15 protein-coding genes are annotated in these 23,245 nt (G+C 70.2%); all 15 read left to right on the top strand.

The window, feature by feature from the left end:
* The first annotated feature begins 47 nt into the window (after positions 1-47).
* The 15 genes from ACZ6WH_RS23370 (at position 48) to ACZ6WH_RS23300 (ending at position 23,239) form a co-directional block, all read left to right on the top strand.
* On the top strand, positions 48-806 hold the full coding sequence (locus ACZ6WH_RS23370) for a T4 family baseplate hub assembly chaperone (protein WP_469730251.1): 759 nt from the start codon (positions 48-50) through the stop codon (positions 804-806).
* Positions 799-1,575 carry a hypothetical protein gene (locus ACZ6WH_RS23365; protein ID WP_469730249.1) on the top strand — a complete coding sequence of 259 codons (777 nt, stop codon included), beginning with the start codon at positions 799-801 and terminating at the stop codon, positions 1,573-1,575. Before ACZ6WH_RS23370 ends, ACZ6WH_RS23365 begins: the two co-directional genes overlap by 8 nt.
* A gap of 64 nt (positions 1,576-1,639) precedes the next feature.
* Positions 1,640-2,710 carry a Pvc16 family protein gene (locus tag ACZ6WH_RS23360; RefSeq protein WP_469730247.1) on the top strand — a complete coding sequence of 357 codons (1,071 nt, stop codon included), beginning with the start codon at positions 1,640-1,642 and terminating at the stop codon, positions 2,708-2,710.
* A gap of 50 nt (positions 2,711-2,760) precedes the next feature.
* Positions 2,761-4,860, top strand: coding sequence for an ATP-binding protein (locus tag ACZ6WH_RS23355; protein WP_469730245.1), 2,100 nt, complete (start codon positions 2,761-2,763; stop codon positions 4,858-4,860).
* A 74-nt stretch (positions 4,861-4,934) separates the two neighbouring features.
* Entirely contained in the window at positions 4,935-5,222 is a 288-nt protein-coding gene (locus tag ACZ6WH_RS23350) for a hypothetical protein (RefSeq protein WP_469730243.1), read from the top strand.
* Positions 5,219-12,025 carry an eCIS core domain-containing protein gene (locus tag ACZ6WH_RS23345; RefSeq protein ID WP_469730241.1) on the top strand — a complete coding sequence of 2,269 codons (6,807 nt, stop codon included), beginning with the start codon at positions 5,219-5,221 and terminating at the stop codon, positions 12,023-12,025. Before ACZ6WH_RS23350 ends, ACZ6WH_RS23345 begins: the two co-directional genes overlap by 4 nt.
* Before the next feature lie 25 nt (positions 12,026-12,050).
* Complete coding sequence (locus ACZ6WH_RS23340; RefSeq protein ID WP_469730239.1) at positions 12,051-12,647, top strand: HEAT repeat domain-containing protein; 597 nt, start codon at positions 12,051-12,053, stop codon at positions 12,645-12,647.
* Positions 12,644-13,312, top strand: coding sequence for a hypothetical protein (locus ACZ6WH_RS23335; RefSeq protein WP_361559519.1), 669 nt, complete (start codon positions 12,644-12,646; stop codon positions 13,310-13,312). The genes ACZ6WH_RS23340 and ACZ6WH_RS23335 overlap by 4 nt, the downstream gene beginning before the upstream one ends.
* Entirely contained in the window at positions 13,309-13,695 is a 387-nt protein-coding gene (locus ACZ6WH_RS23330) for a LysM peptidoglycan-binding domain-containing protein (protein ID WP_469730677.1), read from the top strand. The genes ACZ6WH_RS23335 and ACZ6WH_RS23330 overlap by 4 nt, the downstream gene beginning before the upstream one ends.
* Positions 13,688-14,830, top strand: coding sequence for a hypothetical protein (locus tag ACZ6WH_RS23325; RefSeq protein ID WP_469730235.1), 1,143 nt, complete (start codon positions 13,688-13,690; stop codon positions 14,828-14,830). Before ACZ6WH_RS23330 ends, ACZ6WH_RS23325 begins: the two co-directional genes overlap by 8 nt.
* A gap of 86 nt (positions 14,831-14,916) precedes the next feature.
* Complete coding sequence (locus tag ACZ6WH_RS23320; protein WP_469730233.1) at positions 14,917-15,444, top strand: phage baseplate assembly protein V; 528 nt, start codon at positions 14,917-14,919, stop codon at positions 15,442-15,444.
* Between the two features lie 82 nt (positions 15,445-15,526).
* Entirely contained in the window at positions 15,527-15,868 is a 342-nt protein-coding gene (locus tag ACZ6WH_RS23315) for a hypothetical protein (RefSeq protein ID WP_469730231.1), read from the top strand.
* Positions 15,865-16,251, top strand: a complete 387-nt coding sequence (locus ACZ6WH_RS23310) for a GPW/gp25 family protein (protein WP_469730229.1) — start codon at positions 15,865-15,867, stop codon at positions 16,249-16,251. The genes ACZ6WH_RS23315 and ACZ6WH_RS23310 overlap by 4 nt, the downstream gene beginning before the upstream one ends.
* Complete coding sequence (locus tag ACZ6WH_RS23305) at positions 16,248-19,451, top strand: putative baseplate assembly protein (RefSeq protein ID WP_469730227.1); 3,204 nt, start codon at positions 16,248-16,250, stop codon at positions 19,449-19,451. Before ACZ6WH_RS23310 ends, ACZ6WH_RS23305 begins: the two co-directional genes overlap by 4 nt.
* Complete coding sequence (locus ACZ6WH_RS23300; RefSeq protein ID WP_469730225.1) at positions 19,448-23,239, top strand: putative baseplate assembly protein; 3,792 nt, start codon at positions 19,448-19,450, stop codon at positions 23,237-23,239. Before ACZ6WH_RS23305 ends, ACZ6WH_RS23300 begins: the two co-directional genes overlap by 4 nt.
* The last annotated feature ends 6 nt before the right edge of the window (positions 23,240-23,245 follow it).

Raw genomic sequence — 23,245 nt, 5'->3', positions numbered from 1 at the left:
GTCACCCCGTACGCGAGTTGGACGAGCACCACCGGACGAGGTGAGGAATGGCGGTCACCGGGCCCGCTGAGCTGCTGGCCACCTGGGAGGCCGGGCTGGCCCTCCAGGACGGCGGCCGAGCCCTGCTGCTGCACCGCGCCGCACGCCCCGAGGCCGGTACCGACGCACTGCTGTCGGTACCGGCGGGCGAGCGCGCGGCGGACCTCTTCGCCCTGCGCCGCGCGCTGTTCGGCGAGCGCATGCAGGTCAAGCTGGCATGCGCGGACCCGGAGTGCGGCGCGGCGATGGAGTTCGAGCTGGCCGCGGCCGAACTGGGCGCGGTCCGGCCGCGGCCGTCCGAGGACGGTCTGCGGGTCGACGAGGGCGGCTGGTCGGTGGTCTTCCGGCTGCCGGCCGTCGCCGACCTCACCGCCGTCTCGGGCGCCGCTGCGCACGACCCGGCGGAGGCCCGGCGGCTGCTGGGTGCCCGGTGTGCCGTATCGGCTCGCAGGGACGGACGTACGGCCGGCCCGGAGGAGCTGGAGCGGCTGCCGGAGGCGGTCCTGAAACGGTTCGCCGAGGCGGTCGAGGAGGCCGACCCCGGGGCCGAGGTGACGCTGAACATCGCCTGCCCGGAGTGCGGCACGACCACCCCGGCCGAGCTGGACATCGCCGCGTACCTGTGGACCGAACTGGACGCCTGGGCCCGCGACGTGCTCCTGGACGTCCATCTGCTCGCCTCCGCCTACGGCTGGAGCGAGCCCGAGATCCTGGCGCTCAGCCCGCTGCGGCGCCGCTACTACCTGGAGCTGTGCGCCGATGTCTGACGACTACTTGGGGCGGCTGGTCGCCCGGCACGCGCCGGCTCCGCGCGCGCTCCCGGGCGCGCCGGGCAGGAACACGGGCGCGCCGGACGCGAGCACGGGCACGACCGGCCGCGTGCGCCTGCAGCCGCGGCTCCCGGGCCCCTTTGAGCGCATCGAAGCGCTGGGGGGCGCGCCGGTCGAGCCGGAAGCCCCGGCAGCGCTGTACCCGCAGGCCCCGCTCGCCGCTCCCGCCGAGGGCGAACGGCTCCGCTTCGAGCGGGAGATCAGGACCACCGCACACGAGACGACGGTGCTGCGGCCGGAGGCGGCGCGCCCGGCCGCCCCGGAGCCGGCCTCGCCCGCCACCCCGCCCCCGGCCCCGCTGCTGCGGCCGGCCGTACGGGCGGAACCAGCGGCGCACCCCACCGCGCCCGAAGGACAGCGCACGAGCGGCCGGCGTACGGACGGCCGCGCGGCGGAGCCCGGTCCCGCGCGACCGGCAGCGCCCTCGCCCCTCTCGGGCCCGGACACCGCCCCGCGCGCGGTGACACCCGCGCTGCGCCCCCGTACGGAGGTGCCGGCGGCCCGGGACGCGGCGCGCGCGGCTGCTGCCGGCCGACGCGGCCAGCGGCCCGCCGAGCGCGTGGTGCACGTACAGATCGGCCGCCTGGAGGTCAGCGCGGCCGGCGCGGATCGGCCCGCGACCACGGGACGTCCGGGGCGCACCGACCGCCGGGGCCCGGCCCTGAGCCTCGCGGACTACCTGACGCGCGGGGAGAGGAACAGCTGACGGTGACCGTGATGACGACGAGGAGGCCGGGCCCGCCGGCCCCGGTATCTGGGGGACGCACTTCATGAGCAACGCACTCGCCATAGCGACGGTCACCCAGGCCCTTGCGCTGCTGATCGAGCACAACCTGCACCCCGAGATCGACATGGCCGTCTCGGTGGAGACCCGCAAGCCGCCGGCCGAGCCGGAGCTGGACCCGAAGATCACGGTCTTCCTCTACCAGGTCACGCACAACCCTTCGATGCGCAACAACGACCTGGTCACCCGGGCCGCCGACGGCACCCTGCTCAAGCGTCCCGCCGCGGCCCTGGACCTGCACTACCTGATCAGCGCGTACGGCGAGGAGAACGAACTGGTCGGCCAGCGGCTGATCGGCAGCGTCGTACGCACCCTGCACGAGATCCCGGTACTCCCCAAGGAACTGATCGCGGAGGCGGCCGAGCGCCCGTACCTGGGCGGCAGCGACCTGGCCGAGTCCCTCCAGCGGGTCCGCTTCACACCGACCCAGATGGACGTCGACGAGACCTCCAAGCTCTGGGGCATGCTCCACAACACCCCGTACTCGCTGTCCGTCGTCTACCAGGCATCGCTGGTCATCCTGGACGGCCACGAAAAGCCGGTACCGGCGAAGCCGGTGAAGAGGCCGGACGTACGGGTGCTCCCGTTCGGGGCACCCGGGGCGCCGGAGCGGCCTTCGGCCGATGTGCCGGAGCGGCCTTCGGCGGGGGCGGCGGAGCGGCCTTCGGCGGGAGTCGAGGGGGCCGAGGCCGCGCCCGCGGAGACGCGTAAGGGGGCCGACGAGACCGGTGAGCGGGCTGAGGAGGCGCGCAAGCGGACCGGTGCCAAGCCCACCACCGACGTCGCCGCGACCAGCAACGTCCGCTCCACGGTCGCCAAGGCCGCGTCCGGCGGCGGCGCTCGCACCGAAAAGAAGGCCGAGCCCAAGCCCCGTAACACAGGCGGCCGTTCGCGCACACGCAAGGCGGCGGGCGGCACGTCCGGTTCCGGCTCGGCGAGCCGCTCCAAGGACACCGGCCGTGCGGACGACACCGGTCGTACGGACGACACCGGCCGTGCCGACGACACCGGCCGTACGGAGAACACCGGTCGTACGGACGACGGCAAGGAGAGCTGAGGCGCGTGCGCGGAACGGGGGCGGGGACGGGACCGGGGGCGGAGAGGACCATGGGCAAGAGCAGCGAGCGACCGGGCACGACGGGCGGCGGCGCGGCGGACGGCATGGCGCTGGCCGCCGCCGTGCGCTCCGTACTCGCGCGCGTGGACGCCCATGCGGCGCGCGGCCGCGCTACGGGGGCGGGTACGAGTACCGGCGCGACCGCGGGTGCGGACACCGGCGATGGCCCCGCGGCCGACGACGGATCCGCGGCCGGCGTCCCCGGCACGACCTCCGCCACGACCACCCCCGGCACCGCGGTCGAGCCCGCGCCCGTCGCATCCGCCACACCCGCCGCCCCTACCGGGGCCTCCGTGGCCACCCTCGACGCCCTGACCACCTGCTTCGGCCTCAGCGCCTTCGAGCGCGAGATCATCCTGCTCGCGGCCGCGGCCGAGCTGGACCCGACCACGAACGCGCGCTGCGCCGCGGCCGCCGGCGACCCCACCCGCGCGTACCCGACGCTCTCCCTCGCCCTGGCCGCGCTCGCCGACCCGCACTGGAGCGCCCTCACGCCCGTCGCCCCGCTCCGCCGCTGGCGGCTGGTCGAGCTGGAGGACGAGACCCGGCTGACCACCACCCGGCTCCGCCTGGACGAGCGCATCCTGCACTTCCTGGTCGGTACGCCGTACCTGGACGCCCGCCTGCACGGCCTGCTCCGCCGCACCACGCCTCCAGCCGCCCTCCCACCCTCGTACGACGCGGCAGCCGACCGGGTAGCGGCGGGCTGGTCCGGCGCCGGACCCGACTCACCCCTCCGCGTCGAACTGGTCGGCGCCGACCTCCGCACCCGCGCCGACATCGCCGCCACCGCCGCCCGCCGCTCCGGCCTCGGCCTGTACTCCATGGCCGCCGACGACGTGCCCACCGACCCCGCCGAACGCGACCGCCTGGCCCGCCTCTGGCAGCGCGAGGCGATCCTCCTCCCCGCCGCCCTCCTGATCGAGGTCGGCGAACTGGACCGCGACCAGCACGCGGCAGCGGACGCCTTCATCGCGGGCGCCGCCGTCCCCCTCGTCGTATCGAGCCCCGATCCCCGCCGTACGGAGCAGCCCCGGGGCGAACGCGTCACCATCCCCAAACTCTCCGACGAGGAGCACCTCGCCCTCTGGACCGACGCCTTCGCCGAAGTCCCCGAGGTGACCGACACACATCTCCAGTCCCTCGTCGCGCAGTTCCAGCTGCCGCCCCACGTGGTCCGCTCGGCCGCCGCGTCCGTACGCCGCGACCTGCCGCACTCCGACACGCTCGACGCCACCGAACTGGCCTGGCAGGCCGGCCTCACCGAGGCCCGCATGGGCCTGGACGAGCTGGGTCGGCGAATAGAGCCGCGCGCCGGCTGGGACGACCTGGTCCTGGCCGACCGCCAGCTCCGCATCCTCCAGGAGATCGTCGCCCACGTACGTCAGCGCGGCACGGTCTACCAGGACTGGGGCTTCGCGAAATCCCTCCGCAGCGGCCTCGGCGTCACCGCGCTCTTCGCGGGCGGCTCCGGTACGGGCAAAACCCTCGCCGCCGAAGTAATGGCCAAGGAACTGGGCCTGGACCTCTTCATCATCGACCTGTCCCAGGTAGTCAGCAAATACATCGGCGAGACAGAGAAAAACCTCAGCCGAGTCTTCGACGCAGCGGAGCGAGGCGGCGCCCTCCTCCTCTTCGACGAGGCGGATGCGTTGTTCGGCAAACGCAGCGAGGTAAAGGACAGCCACGACCGCTACGCGAACCTGGAGGTCAGCTACCTCCTCATGCGCATGGAGGCGTACCGCGGCCTGGCCGTCCTCACCACCAACATGAAGAAGGCCCTCGACTCCGCCTTCATGCGCCGCATCCGCTTCGTCGTCGATTTCCCCTTCCCGGCGGAATCCGAACGCGCCGAAATCTGGCGCCGCGTACTCCCCTCCCAGGCCCCGACAAAGGGCATCGACCCGTCGCTGTTGGCGCAGTTGACCGTGGCGGGCGGCTCGATCCGCAACATCGCCCTTTCAGGAGCCTTCCTCGCCGCCGAAGAGGGCGACCGCCTCCAGATGCGCCACATGCTGGCCGCGGCCCGCACCGAATACCTGAAGCTGGAACGCTCCTTGACGCCGTCGGAGGTCCACGGATGGGTCTGAACGAGCACAGGACCGTACGCGGGCAAGCGGCCCCGACGGCCCCCGCCACCCCGTCTCCGGCCCCGGCCCCGGCTATGGAGGCGGCTCCCGCCCGCTCCTTCCGCATCGACATCGGCGAACTGGCCCTGACCGGCTTCGACGCCCGCATCGACCCCGACCGCGTCTCCGCGGCCTTCGAACGCGAACTGTCCCGCCTGGTACGGGACCGAGGCGTCCCCCTGGCCGCCGACGGCACCCCCGTACACCTCGACGCACTCGCGGGCCTGCCGCCCCTCCCCCGTACGACGTCCCCGGCGCGCCTGGGCGAAGCCCTCGCCCGCTCGGTCCACGCGGGCCTGACCGGCCGAGGGGAGGCCCGATGAGCAGCACGTCCCACTCCTCCTCCCAGGACAGCAGCCAGTCCGCCGCCGAGAAGCGCCGCAAGCGCCGCGAACGCAACGCCAAGTCCCGCACCCCGGAACCGAAGGACATCGTCAGCGGCGCCGGCCAGCCCCTGGACCTGAGCGTCCGCCGCGACCTCGAAGAACAGCTCGGCCACGACTTCAGCCAGGTCCGCCTCCACACCGACCGCGACTCGTCCCAACTCGCCGACATGATGGGCGCCGACGCCTTCGCGGTAGGCCAGGACATCTTCTTCCGCGAGGGCACCTACCGCCCCGGCACAGCCGACGGCCAACGCCTCCTGGCCCACGAGCTCCTCCACACCGTCCAGAACCCCCACGGCCTCGGCGCCCTCCGCGCCGGCCGCGACCTGGGGTCCGTGTCCCTCCCCCAGGAATCCATCGAGCGTGAGGCGGAGTCCGCGGCCCAGGAGTCGGTACTGGGAGCACTGCGCGAGTCCGTACGGGACGAGCAACCCGCCACCGAGATCGAAGAGGGCCAGGCGACGCCGGGGTGGCTCCGGTACGCGACGGTGGACGCGGACCGGATGCGGTTCGAGCAGATCGATCCGGCCACTCTCGTCGACCGCATGACGAACGGCATCGTCCGCTCACTGCGTGGAGACCCCGAGGACCTTTCGGGCCGGGTCCGTATGGAACTGGCGCGCATGGCGCCCGAGCTGCAGGAATCGGTGCTGGACCGGCTGGAGGTCCGGCTGCTCTCGCCCGAGTACGACCGGCTGCTCGACCTGACCGCACAGACCGAGGCCGTACCGCTCGGGCTGCAGCCGTTGAACGTGCCCGAGCCGATCCCTGACGCCATCGACCTCATCGAGGACGAGCGGCAGACGAAGGCCGCCCGTGACGAGGGCGAGAAGAAGCACGCGGAAGCGCGGGACGAAGACACCGAGGAAGAGAAGAAGGACGCCAGGGGCCGGGACGGCGAGCGCGAGAAGGAACAGACCCGCGCACAGCAGGACGCCTCGGCGGAGCAGAAGGAGGCCGGCGAGCGCAAGGCGCAGGAGGACGAGCGCGCCGAGGAACTCGCGGACTCGAAGAAGGAACAGCAGCAGGAAGAAGAGAAGCAGGGCGAGGAACGCGAGAAGGCCGAGGAGGCCGACGCGGAGAAGGCCCAGGAGGGCCAGGAGGACACCGAGCGCACCAAAGAGGAGCGCAAGGAACAGCGGGAGCGCGAGGAACAGGATCCGGAGCAGGCCAACCGGCCCGGAGCCGACAAGCGCAAGCGCAAGGACGACGAGAAGAAGCCTGCCGACGGCTCCAAGCAGGAAGAGCTCGAAAAGAAGAAGAAGGAGCAGCAGGGACCGGTCCGCCCGGAGAAGGCGGACGAACGCGCCGACCAGCGTGACAGCGCCCTGTCCGAACACGGGCTGCACGAGAAGGACGAGGACGAGGGCGAGCCTCGCGAGGAGGAACAGCCCATCGGGCTGGAGGCCGGTGCGGAGAAGGAGGTCGACGGCGGGCACGAGGACAAGCTCTCCGGCGGCGCGGGCAAGGGTGAGGCCGAGCTCAAGCCCGAGGACTTCCTGCCGGAATCGGATCCGGACCTGTCCTCCGTACCGACGGCCGACACGATGCAGCCGGGTGCCGCGCCTCCCTCCATGCCGTCGTTCCCCGCTCCCCCGCCCACCAAGGCCGAGAAGGTCCAGAAGGAGCGCGAGAACGAGGCCGACGAGGAGGAGGACGAGGACGCGCCGGAGGCCGAGACCAAGGCACCCGGCGAGGAGCGGGGCCCGGTCGAGGGTGAGGCACCGCAGCCCGAGCACGGTCCGGCGTCCGAGGCTCCCGATCGCAGCGAGAAGGACCTGCAGCCGGAGAAGCCGGTGGAGCAGGAGGTCGGCCCCGACCCGGAGGCCGAGGAGCAAAAGGATCCTGAGCAGGAGGCCGAGGAGAAGAAGGATCCCGAGCAGCAGCAGGAGCAGGACGAGGACGGGGCCAAGGCCGCCAAGCAGGAAGCGGCCGACAAGGACGCGGAACGGGACGGGGAGTCCGGCGACGGCGATGAGGCGCCGGACGCCAAGGAAGCCCAGGACGAACAGGAAGAGAAGAAGCAGCAGGACGCGTACGAGGAGAAGAAGGAAGCCAAGGGACAGCCGGAGGGCGCGGCGGCGGACAAGCCTGCCGGCGCTCCGGCTTCGGGTGCGGCCGGCCCCGGCCCCGGGCCGGCGGCCGCTTCCCTGGCACCGCCGGCGGGTGCCCATACGGAACGTACACAGGTCGAGGACCGGCATCCCTCCCCCGCTGCCCGACGGGGCGCGGAGCCGGTACGGGGTGAGAACGAGGCGCCTGCCCCGAAGAGCACCGTGCCGAAGGAGGCCGGTCCGGGCGCGGCACCCAGCGGTGCGGTCGGCGCGAACGAGCCGGCCGCTCAGCCGAAGGCCGCGGCCGGTCCGGGCGGGGCACCGTCCGTCGCGAAGGCCGCCGTCAGCCCGGTGGGCGAACAGACCGAGAACCCCGGAAAGATGGGCGCCCCGGCGCCCGAGGGTGCCAAGCCGCAGCCGGACGCGTCGCTGGAGAAGGACGGCGGTGGCTGTGCGCCGCCGGCTCCCGCGCCCGAGCAGGAGGAGAAGGGCGGCTCCTGTGGCGGCGGTGGAGGGGGCGAGAAGGGCGCCGAGGAGAAGAAGGAAGAGCCGCCGGACGTCTCGGGTCAGGACCCGAAGGCCGCACTCAGTACGGTCAGCAAGCTCTCCCCCGACCAGGCGCAGGCAGCCATGCCTGGCGTGGACTCCGCTGCCGACAAGAAGGTCAACCAGGAGCAGAAGCGCCTCCAGGCCAACCCGCCCAAGCGGGAGCGGCCTTCTGGAGCACCACAGACCCAGTCCTCGGCTCCCGAGGCGGAGGCGCCGGAGTCACCGGTCACCGGCAAGCTGGAGAAGGTCGGGCCGGAGGAACAGGGCGAGAAGCAGCGGGCCAAGGGCAGCGAGAAGGCGCAGGGCGCCAAGCCCACCGACAACGTCAAGCCGCCGTACGTCCCTCCGACGAAGGACGGCAAGCTGACGGCGGGGGACGCGAAGAGCGTCGAGGCCGCCGCGGACAAGGTGCCGACGACCGACCCCGAACTCCGTAACAAGACGGTCGGCCCTGCCCCGAAGATCAAGCTTGAGGGCGAGAGCGACCCGAAGCGTACGGACAAGCAGGCGGAGAAGCTCAAGGACAAGCAGGGAAAGATCCAGGACACCGGCCGGGCGGACGCGTCCAAGCCGATGGGCGAGGACAAGATCTTCCCGAACGCTCCCAAGGAGCAGCTGACCGGTAAGGCGTCCGGGCGCGCGGGGGGCGGCGGTGGCCGTCAGTCCGCCAGCGGTGCTGCGAAGTCGCACGTCGGTGTCGTCGCCAAGCAGGAGCGCGGCGGCGAGCTGAAGAGCGGGGCGGCCCAGTCGCAGACCGACATGGCCGCCAAGGAGAAGGAACACCAGCAGGGCGAACAGAAGTCGAAGCAGGAGAAGCAGCAGGAGATCGACAACGAGGTCGCGCGCAACGCCGAGCAGCAGACGGCGGAGCGCGGCCGGGCGGCCGAACAGGCCGGCAAGGAGCGCCAGAGCTGGCGTGACGAGCAGGACAAGAAGATCGAGAAGGCCGACAAGGACACGGAGAAGGAGCACAAGGACGGCAACAAGAAGATAACCAAGGAGCGGGACGACAAAGACAAGGAAGTCGACGACCGCAAGAACACCGACAACAAGGACATCGACAAGAAGGCTGACGAGGCCGAGAAGGACGCCGAAAAGAAGAAGGAAGAAAAGAAGGGCGAGTCCGACAGCCTCTTCGGCAAAATCCTCGATGCGGTAGGCGACTTCTTCAAGGGCCTGCTGGACGCCGTCACGGCGATCTTCGACGCGGCGCGCAACGCCATCAACAGCGTCATCGACAAGTTCAAGGAGTTCGCGAACAAGGCGATCGACGCCGTCCGCGACTTCGCCATCAAGGCCATCAACGTCCTGGCGGACGCCCTGATCGCCATCGGGGATGTCCTCCTGGCCGCGTTCCCCGAGCTTCGCGACAAGTTCCGCAAGGCCATCGAGGGCCTGCGCGATGCCGCGATCGACACGGTCAACAAGCTCGCCGACGGCCTGAAGAAAGCCGTCAACGCCCTCCTCGACGCCCTCGCCGCGGGCCTCAACGCGCTCCTCGACGTCCTGGAAGCGGGCATCAAGGCCGTCATCAAGGCCTACCAGGCCGTGATCACCGCCGTGATCAAGTTCGCCGAGGCCGCCATCGAAGCACTCGGCAAGTTCGCGGCCCTGGTCGCCGACATCGCCCCGGACCCGGGCGGCTGGCTGGCAAAGGCCGCCAGCGCCGCCAAGACCGGCATCCAGGAACACCTCTGGGGCGCGATCAAAACAGCGGTCAAGCAATGGTTCGACACCAAGGTCGAGGGAATCCTCGGCCTCGGCAAGGCGGTCATCAACGTCCTGGTCAAGGGCTGCATGTCCTTGAAGCAGATCGGCAAGATGGCCTGGGACGCGATCGTCGCCTCCCTCCCCATGATGATCGCGTCCCTGGTCATCGAGAAGGTCGTCTCGATGATCATCCCGGCCGCGGGCGCGATCCTCACGATCGTCCAAGGCCTGATGGCGGCCTGGGAGAGCATCAGCTCCATCCTCACGGCGTTCAGCAAGTTCTGGGCCTACCTCAAGGCGGTAAAGGCCGGCCCCGCAGCCTGTCTCTTCGCCGAAGCCGTAGCCGCCGGCGTCGTCGCCCTCCTCGACTTCATCACCAACTTCCTCCTCCAGCGCCTGGGCAGCGCCACCAAGGGCGTAGGCAAACGCCTCAAGGCCATGGCCCAAAAAATCACCGCCGGCCTCAAAAAAACCGGCAAGGGCGCCCGCAAGGCAGCCGGCAAGGCCGTAAACGCAGCCAAGGGCGCCGCCCGCAAGGCCGCCCAGGCCCTCCGCAAGCCCGCCCGCCCAGCCAAGCCCAAGGGCCCCCGAGTCCCCGGCCGCCCCGGCGCCTCGACGGACCGCACCCCAGGCGGCAGCACACCCAAGCACCAGCCCAAGACCCACCCCACGGGCCGCCCCACCAGCAAAACGCCCGACCCTGCGAAGAAGAAGCGGGACGACGAAGCAGACGCGAAGAAGACCCGGGACGAGGCGGCGTCACCCAACAAGCACCCGGACAGGGACGCCCCCGACAAGCCCAAGGAAAAGACCCCGGACGCCAAAGGCCCGAACAAGAAGCCGGACAAGCCGACCAAGAAGAAGGAGACCGAGGCCCCCAAGCGCACCAAGTCGCGCAAGCCCAAGTCTCCCCTGGGCCGGTCCCTCAAGAAGATCAAGGGCAAGGTCAAGTCCGCCCTCAAGAAAGTCCGCAACGCCGGCAAGGCACTGGGCAAGAAGCTCCGCAAGTCCAAGGTCGGCAAGGCACTGAAGAATACAGCGAAGAAGACTCGCGACTTCTTCAAGAAGAAGCGCAATCATCTGCGCGACAACAAGAAGCACAAACAGGACTACAAGAAGCAGCAGAAGAACGACAAAAAGAAAAAGGAGAACTCGAAGGAATCCAAGGAGGCCCGGCTCAAGAAGATTGTCGCTCGAGTCAAGCCTCGACTCCGCAATATGCTCGGTCGAGGGACCGCACGCCCGGCAATGCGCGTGGCTCTCGCTGCCATGCGGACGTGGTACCGACTTACCTCGCTCAACGCTGAGGGGGGTGATCGCTTTGGGATCGAGGCCGCACTCAACCCGAAGGAACAGGTACTCAAGGCGCTGGGCATCACCATCCCCCGACGCGAACTACTTGGATTCCTCCAAGCGTTGGCTACCAGGCTCGAAGCCGACCCGAATATGGTTGCCGCGAGCCAGAACGTCCAGCTATCGCCCAAACAGCCCGGTGTCGTGCCTCAGCACACCGTGAACGCCCCAACGGCACCGCCTGCCGTCTCCCGCATCACACGAAACGCCACCCCCCTGGGGCCACAGGAACAAGAAGTAATGAACGTGTTCGACGAAGGGCAGCAGACCGGAGCATCGACACCTGCTCCCCCAGCCGTCCGGCGCCAACAGACCGGCCCTAAAGCGGCCAACAAAATCGTCACAGGGGAAGGAATCGCGCGAGAGGAGCAGTCAGCCCACTCGTACAAGTCAGCCAACAAGAAGGACAAGGAGACCGGGGAGAAGCATAGAATTCTGGGAATCCCTGACGAGTACACAGCGCAAGGCGTTTGGCCTGAGGCCACGGAGTACCTCGATAACCACTTCCGTGCAAAGCCGCAATCCAGCAGTCTCGAGAGAGTGCAGCGCGTCAACCTGCTCAAGACAGCCTGGATTGTCGGTAACCAGGAAGTCGACCGTGATCCGATGGCGCTCGTCACGAATGCACTCGTCGTGCAGCGACTCAGGAGGGCCCAACAAAATGGCGCCTCACCAACCCGACTCACCAGGATGTTCCTAGAAATCCCAGCAGCGTTCAAGGGTTCCGAACGAGCTGGTGAGATCCTCAATGAGGACGTGGCGGGCACACGGTCGATCGATGGGGAGCGAGCAGCCATTCAGCAACGACTCGATGGCGAAAGCGAGGACGACGCCCGGCGCCGACGCAATAGGGAGCGAGCACCTCTCAACAATGCCAACAAACTGGCTAACCGGCATGTGCAATCGGTAGCTGCCTGGATGAGAGAATTCGGCATCGAAAAGAAAGTGGAAGCGTCACTCAATGCGGAGAACCTGGTGGGGACCGAAGAGCGTGAAAAAATGATCAAGGAACGAATATTCCACGAGATCGAGGACTCCGTACGAGAAATGTACGGCGCCTCCAAGCGCCGTTGACCCCAGCTAGACCAGGAGAAAACGCATGATCGATCCGAACTACCGGACGCACCGTTACGTTCTACATCCAGACACACACTGGAATAAAGTAGGCGATTTCGCTGCCACGCTCGGCTGGCCGCTGGCGCGCGAGATCACAAGAAATCAGGCAGAGGGAACTGACGGCCAGATGATCTGGCAGTCTCCATTTGGAGTTTCCTTGCATTACGTCGTCGATGCAACATCCGGAATCGGCTATATCACCCTGGCCGGACCGGATGAGGACACAGTGACGCCTTTCATGGCTCAGGCGCTCGAGACATTGACGCCATGGCGTTTGGAAGAACTCTTCCAATGCTTCGACAACGAGACCGACCCGATCGAACTCGGGAGGCTCACGCTGAGGATCGGGTTGGCCGCGCCGCCGAACTTGACCCGTGGCTGCCTGACCAGAATCCAAGGTTCACTCACGGACGAGGATCCGCGGATCCGTCTCGCAGCACTGTGGGCCGCCTCGTACACCGGCTACGAAGAGTTCGTCCCGGCGGTTCGCCAAGTTGCACAGGAAGACCCAGAGGCCTGGCTCCGTACACGCGCCGAGAGCGTCGTCGCCGCATTCGAAGAGGTAGGTGAAAATCGATGACCACCTACGCCGACATACCCAAGCCCATTCGTTCCGGCATAGTCATTGTCGACCCGGAGCGTGGCACCCCGCAGCGGATCATCGTGCTGCAGTTCAACCCCGACACGCTTGAGCGGTCAGTGGCGCCTCAAGCCGCCGGCGGGGAAGGCGGAGGGGGCGGCGGAGGAGATAGTGGCGGCGACCGCAACGAGGCTCTGCGGCTGAAGGGGCCGGCGCAGGAGTCGTGGAAGTTCACTGCGGAGATTGATGCCACGGATCAGCTGGATGTGGCCGCGCCCGATGGGATTCATCCTCAGCTTGCCGTGCTGGAGATGCTTGTGCAGCCGACTACCGCGCAGTTGCGGGCTGCCAGCAAGCTCAGCAAGAAGGGGACTATTGAGATCAGTCCTATTGAGATGCCACTCACGCTCTTCACTTGGGGGAGCAAGCGGGTCATGCCAGTTCGGCTCACCGAGCTGTCCGTGAATGAGTCGGCGTTCGATGTCAATCTCAACCCCATCAGGGCCTCGCTCTCTATCGGGATGAAGATACTCACGGTGAGTGATCTGCCGGCTGGGCATCGGGGGGCTGAGTTGTACCTCGCGCATCTTGCGCAGAAGGAGCAGTTGGCGCGGCGGGCTCGGGCCGGGAGTCTGGCTCAGCTCGGTCTTGGGGGAGGGATCTGAGCGTGATCGAGCCGTATGAGAGTGCGTTGGACGATGTGCCGGGGGCGCATCCGTACCCCAGGAGCAGTCGGTACCACGATGTGGAGATCGGGGTGCATCGCGCGCCCGACGGTACCGAAGTGAAGTACGCCAAGCGGAGGTTGTTGCCGCCGGTCGAGTACGACGTCGACGAGACCGTGCCCCATGTCGTCAGTGACGGCGAGCGGGCGGATCAGCTTGGGCAGCGGTATTTCGGTGATTCGGGGCAGTGGTGGCGGGTTGCTGATGCCAACCCCGTCATTGACCCGCGGGAGTTGACCGATGAGCCGGGCGAGACGATAGCCGTGCCGTTGCCCGGTGGGTTCCCCGGTGGCATGGGTGGGCCGGGGGTGCGGAATGGCTGATGACCTGCCCGTCGGGGGCGGTCCCGTACATGCGTCGCTGTACATGGGGCCGAAGTTGGCGCGGTTGGTGCCTCAGGAGGTGACCGAGGCGCTGTTGTCCGCGCAGATCACCAGTACGGCTGGTGAGAGGAGCGGGTTTCAGCTCGCCTTTGACCTCACCAAGAAGGGGGCGATTATTCAGCGGCTGCTTCCCGAGGGGTTCTTCGATCCCAAGACGCGGGTGATCCTGACCGTTGCGGTCAAGGGGACGCCTGTGGTGCTGCTGGATGGGCTCATCGTGCGGCAGGAGGTGGGGGCCAGTAATCAGCCGGGGCAGACGACTCTCACGGTCACCGGGGAGGATCTGACGCTGCTCATGGATCTGGAGGAGCGGACCGATCGGTATCCGAACCTCGCGCCCTCGCAGCGGGTTGAGCGGATTCTGGGGAAGTACGCGGATTACGGGATCGATGCTCGGATCATTCGGGAGCAGGTTCCGCAGCCCCCGAGGGAGCAGGCTCGTGTGGATTACCAGACGGGGACTGATCTGCAGTATGTGAATGACCTGGCGAGGGCTAATGGTTACACGTTCTATCTCGATCCCGGCCCCGTTCCCGGGCGGTCCACCGCCTTTTGGGGGCCCGAGCAGCGGCTTGGGCAGCGGCAGCATGCGCTGAACGTGAACATGGATGTGAACTCGACCGTTGATCAGCTCACCTTCGCCTATGACGGGACCGCGCGGGAGGAGCCGCAGGCTCGGGTGCAGGATCCGGTGACGCGGCAGGCTCCGCTTCTCGCACAGCCGGACATCAGTCCGCTCAGGCCACCGCTGGGCAAGCGGGCCTCGCCCGCGCTGAAGCGGAAGACGCTCACCGGTACCGCGAAGAAGGACGAGGCGCTGGCGAAGGCTGAGGCGTTGGGGCGGGCCGCTACCAGTGCCGATGCGATCAGTGGATCGGGGCAGTTGGACGTCAACCGGCATGGGTACGTGCTTCGGCCGCGCGAGTTGGTCGGGGTGCGGGGGGCCGGGGTGACGTACGACGGGGATTACTACGTGAAGAGCGTTACTCATAATCTCCGGCCCGGGTCCTTTCAGCAGAACTTCACCCTGTCGCGCGAGGGACTCATTGCGAGGAGCGACCGTGTTCGTCCGTAGCTCGATTCCGTAGTCCGATTCCGTAGTCCACCGCCCGTAACCGACCCGCACCACAGCCGCGCACCACACCACCAGGAGCAGCCCGCATGGCGCCAGCATCGAACAACCGATTCCTCGGCAAGTTCCGGGGACGGGTGGCGAGCAACAACGATCCGTTGCGGATGGGTCGGATCACGGCTCATGTGCCGGATGTACTCGGTGACGAGGCGTCTACGTGGGCCATGCCGTGCTTTCCGTTCACGGGGGCGCAGGCGGGGCAGTACGTGATGCCGAGCGTGGGAGCCGGCGTGTGGATCGAGTTCGAGCAGGGGGATCCGAGTTTCCCTGTGTGGACGGGGTGCTGGTACGGGTCCGAGGCCGAGATGCCGGTGGATGCGCAGGTCGGGGCGCGGGCCGGGGCCGAGCCTGTGGTCATCGAGACGCAGGGGCATCACAAGATCGTGCTGTCGGACGTGCCGGAGGAAGGGATTCTGCTCCAGGCGCCGACCGGTGCGTTCGTACGTATCAATGCGGCGGGGGTTCAGATCAACAACGGTGCGGGAGCGGTGGTTTCGCTGGTCGGGGATCAGGTCGACATCAACGAGGGCCGGCTGACCGTCCCCAAGAAGCGATGACCCACGAAGCGATGACCCAAGAAGCGATGACCGGAGTAGTCGTGGGCCGGAGAGGGACAGCGGGACGGGGGAACGAGAAGACGTGAGCGGGAATCTTGTGCACGGCGGGGCCGTGATCAGCTGCCCGCACGGCGGGCGGGCCGTGTCGACGGCCGCTGTCGGTACGGGCGTACGTATCGACGGCCTGCCCGCCGTCACCGCCGCCGGTCTCTTCACGGTCAGCGGCTGTCCGCACACCGTCGGCGGCCGGCCGCAGCCGTGTACCAGCGTGCGCTGGACCGCGGCGGCGCGCAGCGACGACGTGACGATCGACGGGGTGCCGGTACTGCTGGACACCTCGGCGGCGATGTGTTTCAGCGCCGGGCTGGTGCCGCAGGGCCCGCCGGTCGTGGCGCCCGTCCACCAGGGGGTGTCCAGCCGATGAGGGCTGCGAAGAAGGTAAGGACCGAGATCGCTTTTCCGTTCCGGGTGGACCGGCGGGGGCGGACGGCGCATGCGGACCGGGACGAGCATGTGCGGGATCTGATCGAGCAGTTGCTGTTCACGAGCCCGGGTGAGCGGGTCATGCGGCCGGACTTCGGGTGCGGGCTGCTGGACCTGGTGTTCACGCCGAACAGCCCGGAGTTGGCGTCGGCCGTCGAGCTGTCGGTGCAGGCGTCGTTGCAGCGGTGGCTGGGCGATCTGATCGACGTCGAGGCGCTGGACGTGGTGAGCGAGGAGAACGTCGTACGGGTCGAGTTGCGCTACGTGGTGCGCGCCACCGGCAACCGGCGCGATGAAGTGTTCGAGGGGCGGGGCGAGATATGAGTGACCAGCAGCTCATCGGCGGTGAGCTGGTGTGCCGTACCGACCGGCGGCGAGGCCGGATCAGGGCCGAGCGGCTGAACGGCATCGATGGAGTCGAGGTCGCCGATGACGGCGTGACGCTGACGGTCACGTTCCTCGGGAAGGCCCCGCGCGGGCTCGGCCCGGAGAACATCAGAATCGACGGCGGGCGGCGGATATCCGGCCTTGAGGCGCTGGAGGTGTCCGTCGAGCGGGAGGAGGATCCCGAGCTCGACGACCGGCTGCATGTGGTGCTGGACCGGACGGGAGACACCTCGCGGTACCGGTTGTCGATCGTCGATACCGATCCGTACGGGCGGCCGGGGACGGAGCCGTACGAGGGCTTCGATCAGCGGTACTTCGCGGCCGACTTCCGGTTCCGGACCGACTGCCCGAGCCCCTTCGACTGCGCCGACGAATCACCGGACACCTGCCCGGACACCTTCAGGCCCGCGCCCGTCATCGACTACACCGCGCGGGACTACGAGACGCTGCGGCAGCTGGTCCTGGACCGGCTGCGGCTGACCACGCCGGACTGGGTCGAGCGGAACCCCGCCGATCTGGGGATGACGCTGGTCGAGATGCTGGCGTACACGGCTGACCAGATCAGTTATCAGCAGGATGCCGTGGCGACGGAGGCGTACCTCGACACCGCGCGGCGGCGGGTGTCCGTACGCCGGCATGTGCGGCTGATCGACTATCCGATGCACGACGGGTGCAGCGCGCGGGCCTTTGTGTCCGTGGAGGTGGCCACCGACCTCGTGCTGCTGCCGGGGACGTTCCGGTTCGCGGCGGTGGACTTCCGTACGTACGGGCCGCGGGACCGGCCCGAGATCGGGACCGTCATCGACGACCGGGACCTGGCCGTGCTGGACGAGCGCGGGTCGGTGGAGGTCTTCGAGCCGGTCGGTGACGCGCCGCTGCGGCTGCGTCCGGAGCACAACGCCATCCGGCTGTGGGCCTGGGGCGATCAGGTCTGCGCGCTGCCGAGGGGCGCGACGTCGGCGACGCTGCGGGACGAGTGGGCGGATGAGGCATGCGAGAACCGCGCCCTGAAGGTCTCCCCCGGTGACCTTCTCCTCTTCGAGGAGGTGAAGGGCCCCCGTACGGGGACGCCCGGTGACCAGGACCCGAGTCATCGGCAGGCCGTACGGCTGACGTCGGTCACGCCGGCCGTCGACCGGCTCGACGGGCAGCCGGTGCTGGAGGTGACCTGGGCGCAGGAGGACGCGCTGACGTTCCCGCTGTGCCTGTCCACGCGGGGCGGGACGGAGTGCGCGCCGGTGGAGGACGTGAGCGTCGCGCGCGGCAACGTCACGCTCGTCGATCACGGGCGGTCGCTGGTCTTCGGGGAGTGTCCCGAAGGCGTGCCGGAGACGGTGACCGTGCCGCCCGTACCGGCCGTGACCGGCTCCTGCGAGCCGCCCGCCTTTGGGTGCGCGGATTACGGGGACGGCGGAAACGCCACGGCGAGCACGATCAACCACCTCCTCGACAAGACGAAGCACCACCGGGCGCTGACCGCCGACGACATCCGCGAGCTGTTCGAGGTCGTCGGAGAAGAGGCGACCGTACGGGCCGGGCTCGGGCTGGAGCTGGCCGGGCAGCGGCGCGAGAAGGTGGTGCCGGGCACGGTGTACGCGCAGGCCGAGGCGTTGCGCACGCTGCTGGCGCAGTCCGTGTACCCGGGCATCGGGGCGCGCTTCCGGCCGCTGCTGCACCGCTCCCCCATCGCCCAGACCGTGCCGTTCCCGCGGCCGGAGCTGGTGGCGGCCGGGCAGGCCGAGCGGCTCGCCGGGATCCGGGAGCGGGTACGGGCGCGGCTGGTGGAGCTGTGGCGCAGCGCGCGGGACCGGGACGGGCTGGCGGAGGCGGAGATCGCCGAGCTGACGGTCCTGTTCGGGCTGCACGTGCTGGAGCACCTGGAGCTGCACCGGCATCCCGTACGGGCGCTGCGGGAGTTGCTGCACCGCGGTGACCGGCTCCTCGCGCCCAAGCTGCAGCGCCTTGAGGTGCTGACCGCGCGGGCGCGGGCCGGCGCGGTGCTGGACGGCCGGATCGCCTGGGAGATCGCGCACAGCTGGGGCCCGGAGTACGCGGCCGGGCTGCACCCGGACGAGCCGGTGCTGCACGGCCCGGCGGCCGGGCTGCTGCCGGATGCCAGGGCCGCGCTGCCGGCCGTGCGGATCGAGGACGGCGAGCACACCTGGGAGCCGCGCCGGGACCTGCTGAACAGCGGGCCGCGCGACCGGCACTTCGTGGGCGAGCTGGAGGACGACGGGCGGATCGCGCTGCGCTTCGGGGACGGGCGGTACGGTGCCCGGCCGGAGCCCGGCAGCCGGCTCACGCTGCACTACCGGCTGGGCGGCGGAACGGCCGGCAATGTGGGCGCCGAGGCCATCAACCACCTGGTCTTGAGCCGCGATTCCGAGGATTCGGACGGCGGTGACCCGATGCCGGTGGCCGGGGTGCGCAATCCGCTGCCCGCCGTCGGGGGTGCCGAGCCGGAGCCGGTCGAGCAGGTGCGTCAGCTCGCGCCGCTGGACCTCAAGCGGACGCGCCGGCGGGCCGTCACCGCCGCCGACTACGCCGAGCTGGCGTCCGCGCTGCCGGGCGTGCAGCGTGCCGCGGCGGAGATCCGCTGGACGGGCAGCGTGCAGGAGGCGCACGTCGCCATCGACGCCGTGCGCAGCGGAGAGCCCGCGCCCGAGCTGCTGGACTCCGTCGCGTACGCGCTGGAGGGGTACCGGCGGATCGGCCACGACCTGGTCGTGGAGCCGGCCCGGACCGTGCCGCTGGACATCGAGGTCGAGGTCTGTGCGGCACCCGGTCACCAACACGGTCGGATTCTGGCGGAGTTGACGCGCGTGCTGGGCAGCCGGCGGCTCCCGGGCGGTCGGCTGGGCTTCTTCCACCCGGACGCGCTGACGTTCGGGGAGCCGGTGCGGCTGAGCCGCCTCACCGCGGTGGCCGCGGCGGTACCGGGCGTGGAGAGCGTACGGATCACCCGGCTGCAACGGCTCTTCGAACACGGATCCACCGACATCAGAGACAACAGAGCACTGGAGGACGGTGTGCTGCGGCTCGGCCCGCTGGAGATCGCCGTGTGCGACAACGACCCGGAACGGCCGGAGAACGGCCGGCTGGTCATCGAACTCGGAGAGCTCGGGGGTGCGCGATGAGCGCCACGTGCGGCTGCGGCTGCGGGGGCAGCGACGAGCGGCGTGCCCCGGACGCCCTCTACAACCCGCCGGCGCGTAACGCCCTGGACTACCGGGTGGGTACCTACGGCACGTTCCTCGCCGGGATGCTGGACCGGCTCGCCTCGCCCGCCTACCCGGCGCTGCGCGGCCTGACCGTCCGCACCCCGGACGACCCGGCGATCGGGCTGCTGGACGCCTGGGCGGTGCTCGGTGACGTACTGACCTTCCACAGCGAGCGGATCGCGGACGAGGGATACCTGCGGACCGCCAACGAGCACCGGTCGCTGGCGCTGCTCGGGCGGCTGGTCGGGCACCGGCCGCGGCCGGGCGTCGCGGCCGACACCCACCTCGCGTACACCCTGGACAAGGACCCGCGCGCCGAGGACGTGCCGGTCGTCGTCCCGCGCGGCGCGCGCAGCCACAGCGTGCCCGCGGCGACGGGCGAGGAGTCGCAGACCTTCGAGACGACCGAGGACCTCACCGCGCGGTACGCGTGGAACGAGCTGAAGGTCCGCAGGCGGCGGCCCGCGCTGCTGGTCGCCGACGACGTGAAGACTCGCTCCGAGCTGTACGTCTCGGGCACGGCCACCTCACTGCAGACCGGCGACCAGCTGCTGTTCGACTTCGGCGGCACGGAGCAGAAGCTGCTGCCGGTCGCCAAGGTGCGCATCGACCGCGCGGAGGACGTCACCGCGATCGGGCTCCAGCAGTCCGCGCCGCCCACGCTCAAGGAGCTGGTGGACGAGGCGAAGCAGTGGATCACCGAGCCGGAGGACGGCGGCGACCCGGACGACCCGGACGAGCCCGGTCCGCCCACCCCGGAGACGCCCAACCCGCGTCCGGTCAGCAAGCTGATCGAGACCTTCGACACCCAGGTGCTGGCGCCGCTGCGCAAGGATCTGGAGGGTGACGCGGCCAAGACTCCGGCCGCGTTCGCCGAGCGGCTGGCCGGACCGCACGAGCGGCTGGCCGAGGCGCAGGCGCTGGCCGCGCCGTACGAGGAGGTCGCGGCCTGGTTCGAGCAGTTGGAAGCGGTGCTCGCGGAACTCCGCGAACGGGCGGCCGACCTGGAGCCCGCGCGGACCGTGCCGCCGTCGGAGCCGCAGCCGAAGAAGGCCGGGGCCGCCCGGCGGTTCACGCCCACGGCCGCGCTGCGTGCCCTGAACGCCGTGCTGCCCGCCCTCCGGACGAGCGTGGTGCGGCCCCCCTCCAGCGCCCGGGTCGTCTCGCGCGACCCCGGACGGCTCTTCGCGCCCGGCTCGGACCTCACCGCGCGGTTGCTGTCCGCGCTGGACCCGCGGCTGTCCGACGGGATGTACACGGCGTGGCGGCAGGCCGCGCCCGCGACGCCCGCCGCGCTCCGCGCGCTGCTGGCGATGCGGGTGACGGCCGCGCCCTTCGGGGCGACCGCGCCGCTCAAGCCCGTGCAGGACGAGAAGGGCCGGGTGATCCGCACCGCGGACTGGCCGCTCACCGGCGGCGTGCTGACCAGCGTGCGGATCGTCTTCGACACGGCCGGCAAGGTGCCGGTGAAGGCGGAGTTCCAGCACGCCGAGACCGGCAACTCCGTGCAGTACTCGGAGAACCTGCCGTCGGAGAACTCCTTCGACCTGGGCCCCGGCCGGGTCCAGGTGTCCACCCGCACCGGGCAGGACCGCGACCTGAGCTGGCTGGGCCGCCGCCCGACCGAGTCCCAGGAGCCGGGGGTGACCATCCGGCTGCTGGCCGGGCTGCCCGAGCGCTCCCTGTTCGTGGCCCGGCCCGACGAGGACGGGAAGATCGAGGTCGCGGTCAACAACGGCGAGACCAAGACCTGGGACCTCGCTCCCGGCGACAAGCACCAGATCCGGCACGGCGAGTACGAGGTGACGGTGCGGCGCACGCCGGGCAGCGAGCCGCCCGCCGTGGAGATCGGCATCGCCACCGTCCCCGAGCCCGCCAACCGGTACGTCCTGCCGCTGGACTCCGTCCAGGACTCGATCACGGTCGGCAGCTGGGTGGCGATCCAGCGTCCCCGCAAGGGCGCCGAGGGCCCCGACGGCATCCCCGGCGACAAGAAGCTGGCGTTCGTCACCACCCGCGTGACGGCCGTGCGCACCGCCGCGTACACCGACTTCGGCATCACCGGGCGCGGTACGGAGCTGACGCTGGCCGACCCGTGGCTGGACGAGCACGACGTGCTGCTGTCGGCCATCCGGGACACCACCGTGCACGCGGGCGGTGAGCCGCTGCGAATGGCGGACGAGCCGCTGGGCGAGGACGTGCACGGCAACGAGCTGGAGCTGGCCGACCTGTACGACGGGCTGCGTCCCGGCCGGTACATCGTCGTCTCCGGCGAGCGGACCGACATCCCCGGCTCGGCCGGGGTGCGCGGCACGGAGCTGGCGGTGATCGCCGCGGTCGACCAGCGGCTCGACGAGGAGCTGCCCGGCGACCACGTGCACACCGTCCTCACGCTCACCGCCGACCTCGCCTACCGGTACCGCCGCGACACCGTCCGCATCCAGGGCAACGTCGTGCCGGCCACCCACGGCGAGAGCCGGGACGAGCCGCTGGGCAGCGGCGACGCGGAGAAGACCAACCAGACGTTCGCGCTCTGGCAGTCGCCGCTGACCTGGCTCCCCGACGGCAACCCCCTGGGCGCCACCCCGGAACTGGAGGTCCGGGTCGACGGGCTGCTCTGGCACCGGGTGGACAGCCTGGCCGGGCGCGGGCCGCGCGAGCGGGTGTACGTCCTGGGCTCGGCCGGGGACGGCCGGACGACGGTGACCTTCGGCGACGGGGTGCACGGCGCCCGGCTGCCCACCGGGCACGAGAACGTCCGGGCCCGCTACCGCTTCGGCACCGGGCGCGCCGCCAACGTCAAGGCCGACCGCATCACCCAGGCGATCACCCGGCCGCTGGGCGTCACCGGCGTCACCAACCCGCAGCCCGCCACCGGCGGCGCGGACGCCGACGGCCCCGGGCTCACCCGCCGCACGGTCCCGCTCGCGGTCTCCGCGCTGGACCGGCTGGTCTCGCTCGCCGACTACGAGGACTTCGCGCGCTCGCGGGCCGGCATCGGCCGGGCCGCGGCGGCCGAACTGTACGACGGGCGGCGGCAGGTGCTGCACCTGACGGTGGCCGGGGTGGACGACAACCCGGTCGCGGCCGACGCCGAGGTGCTGCAGGCGCTCCGGTCCTCGCTGGCCGAGTACGGGGACGCCGCGCTGCCGGTCCGGGTCGACGTGCGCGAACTGGTGCTGCTCCTGCTGGTCGCCAAGGTCAAGGTCGCGCCCGACCACTCGTGGGCCGCGGTCGAGCCGCGGGTACGCGCCGCGCTGCTGCGCAAGCTCGGCTACGAGGGACGCGAACTGGGGCAGCCGGCGCGGCTGTCGGAGGTGCTGGCCACCGCCCAGTCCGTGCCCGGCGTGGACTACGTGGACGTGGACGCCTTCACCGGCGTAGCGGCCTCCGCGACCCCCGCCGACCTGGCCGGTCTCGCCGACGAGCTGGCCGGGCCGCGTACGGCGGTCCCGGCCCGCGGCGCCACGTACGACGAGCGGACCTACCGGGTCACCGACGAGAAGGGCGAGTCGCTCAGCTCCGTCGCGGGCCGCAACGGCATCTCCCTCGCCGAACTGCTGCGCCTGAACCCGGACATCACCGATACCCGGCCGCTGGCCAAGGGCCGCTCGGTGTACGTCTTCCGCGGCATCCGGCCCGCTCAGCTCGCGCTGTTCTCGCCGCAGGTCGCCGACACCATGATTCTGACGGAGGTCAAGTGAGGTCCG

This window comes from Streptomyces sp. NPDC050806 (assembly GCF_055586425.1).
This window is presented reverse-complemented; position numbering and strand designations above follow the sequence as displayed.

What these genes read in the sequence shown, in the direction of transcription:
- ACZ6WH_RS23370 (WP_469730251.1), top strand. Translation starts at nt 48, where the DNA reads ATGGCGGTCACCGGGCCCGCTGAGCTGCTGGCCACCTGGGAGGCCGGG.
- ACZ6WH_RS23365 (WP_469730249.1), top strand. Translation starts at nt 799, where the DNA reads ATGTCTGACGACTACTTGGGGCGGCTGGTCGCCCGGCACGCGCCGGCT.
- ACZ6WH_RS23360 (WP_469730247.1), top strand. Translation starts at nt 1,640, where the DNA reads ATGAGCAACGCACTCGCCATAGCGACGGTCACCCAGGCCCTTGCGCTG.
- ACZ6WH_RS23355 (WP_469730245.1), top strand. Translation starts at nt 2,761, where the DNA reads ATGGGCAAGAGCAGCGAGCGACCGGGCACGACGGGCGGCGGCGCGGCG.
- ACZ6WH_RS23350 (WP_469730243.1), top strand. Translation starts at nt 4,935, where the DNA reads ATGGAGGCGGCTCCCGCCCGCTCCTTCCGCATCGACATCGGCGAACTG.
- ACZ6WH_RS23345 (WP_469730241.1), top strand. Translation starts at nt 5,219, where the DNA reads ATGAGCAGCACGTCCCACTCCTCCTCCCAGGACAGCAGCCAGTCCGCC.
- ACZ6WH_RS23340 (WP_469730239.1), top strand. Translation starts at nt 12,051, where the DNA reads ATGATCGATCCGAACTACCGGACGCACCGTTACGTTCTACATCCAGAC.
- ACZ6WH_RS23335 (WP_361559519.1), top strand. Translation starts at nt 12,644, where the DNA reads ATGACCACCTACGCCGACATACCCAAGCCCATTCGTTCCGGCATAGTC.
- ACZ6WH_RS23325 (WP_469730235.1), top strand. Translation starts at nt 13,688, where the DNA reads ATGGCTGATGACCTGCCCGTCGGGGGCGGTCCCGTACATGCGTCGCTG.
- ACZ6WH_RS23320 (WP_469730233.1), top strand. Translation starts at nt 14,917, where the DNA reads ATGGCGCCAGCATCGAACAACCGATTCCTCGGCAAGTTCCGGGGACGG.
- ACZ6WH_RS23310 (WP_469730229.1), top strand. Translation starts at nt 15,865, where the DNA reads ATGAGGGCTGCGAAGAAGGTAAGGACCGAGATCGCTTTTCCGTTCCGG.
- ACZ6WH_RS23305 (WP_469730227.1), top strand. Translation starts at nt 16,248, where the DNA reads ATGAGTGACCAGCAGCTCATCGGCGGTGAGCTGGTGTGCCGTACCGAC.
- ACZ6WH_RS23300 (WP_469730225.1), top strand. Translation starts at nt 19,448, where the DNA reads ATGAGCGCCACGTGCGGCTGCGGCTGCGGGGGCAGCGACGAGCGGCGT.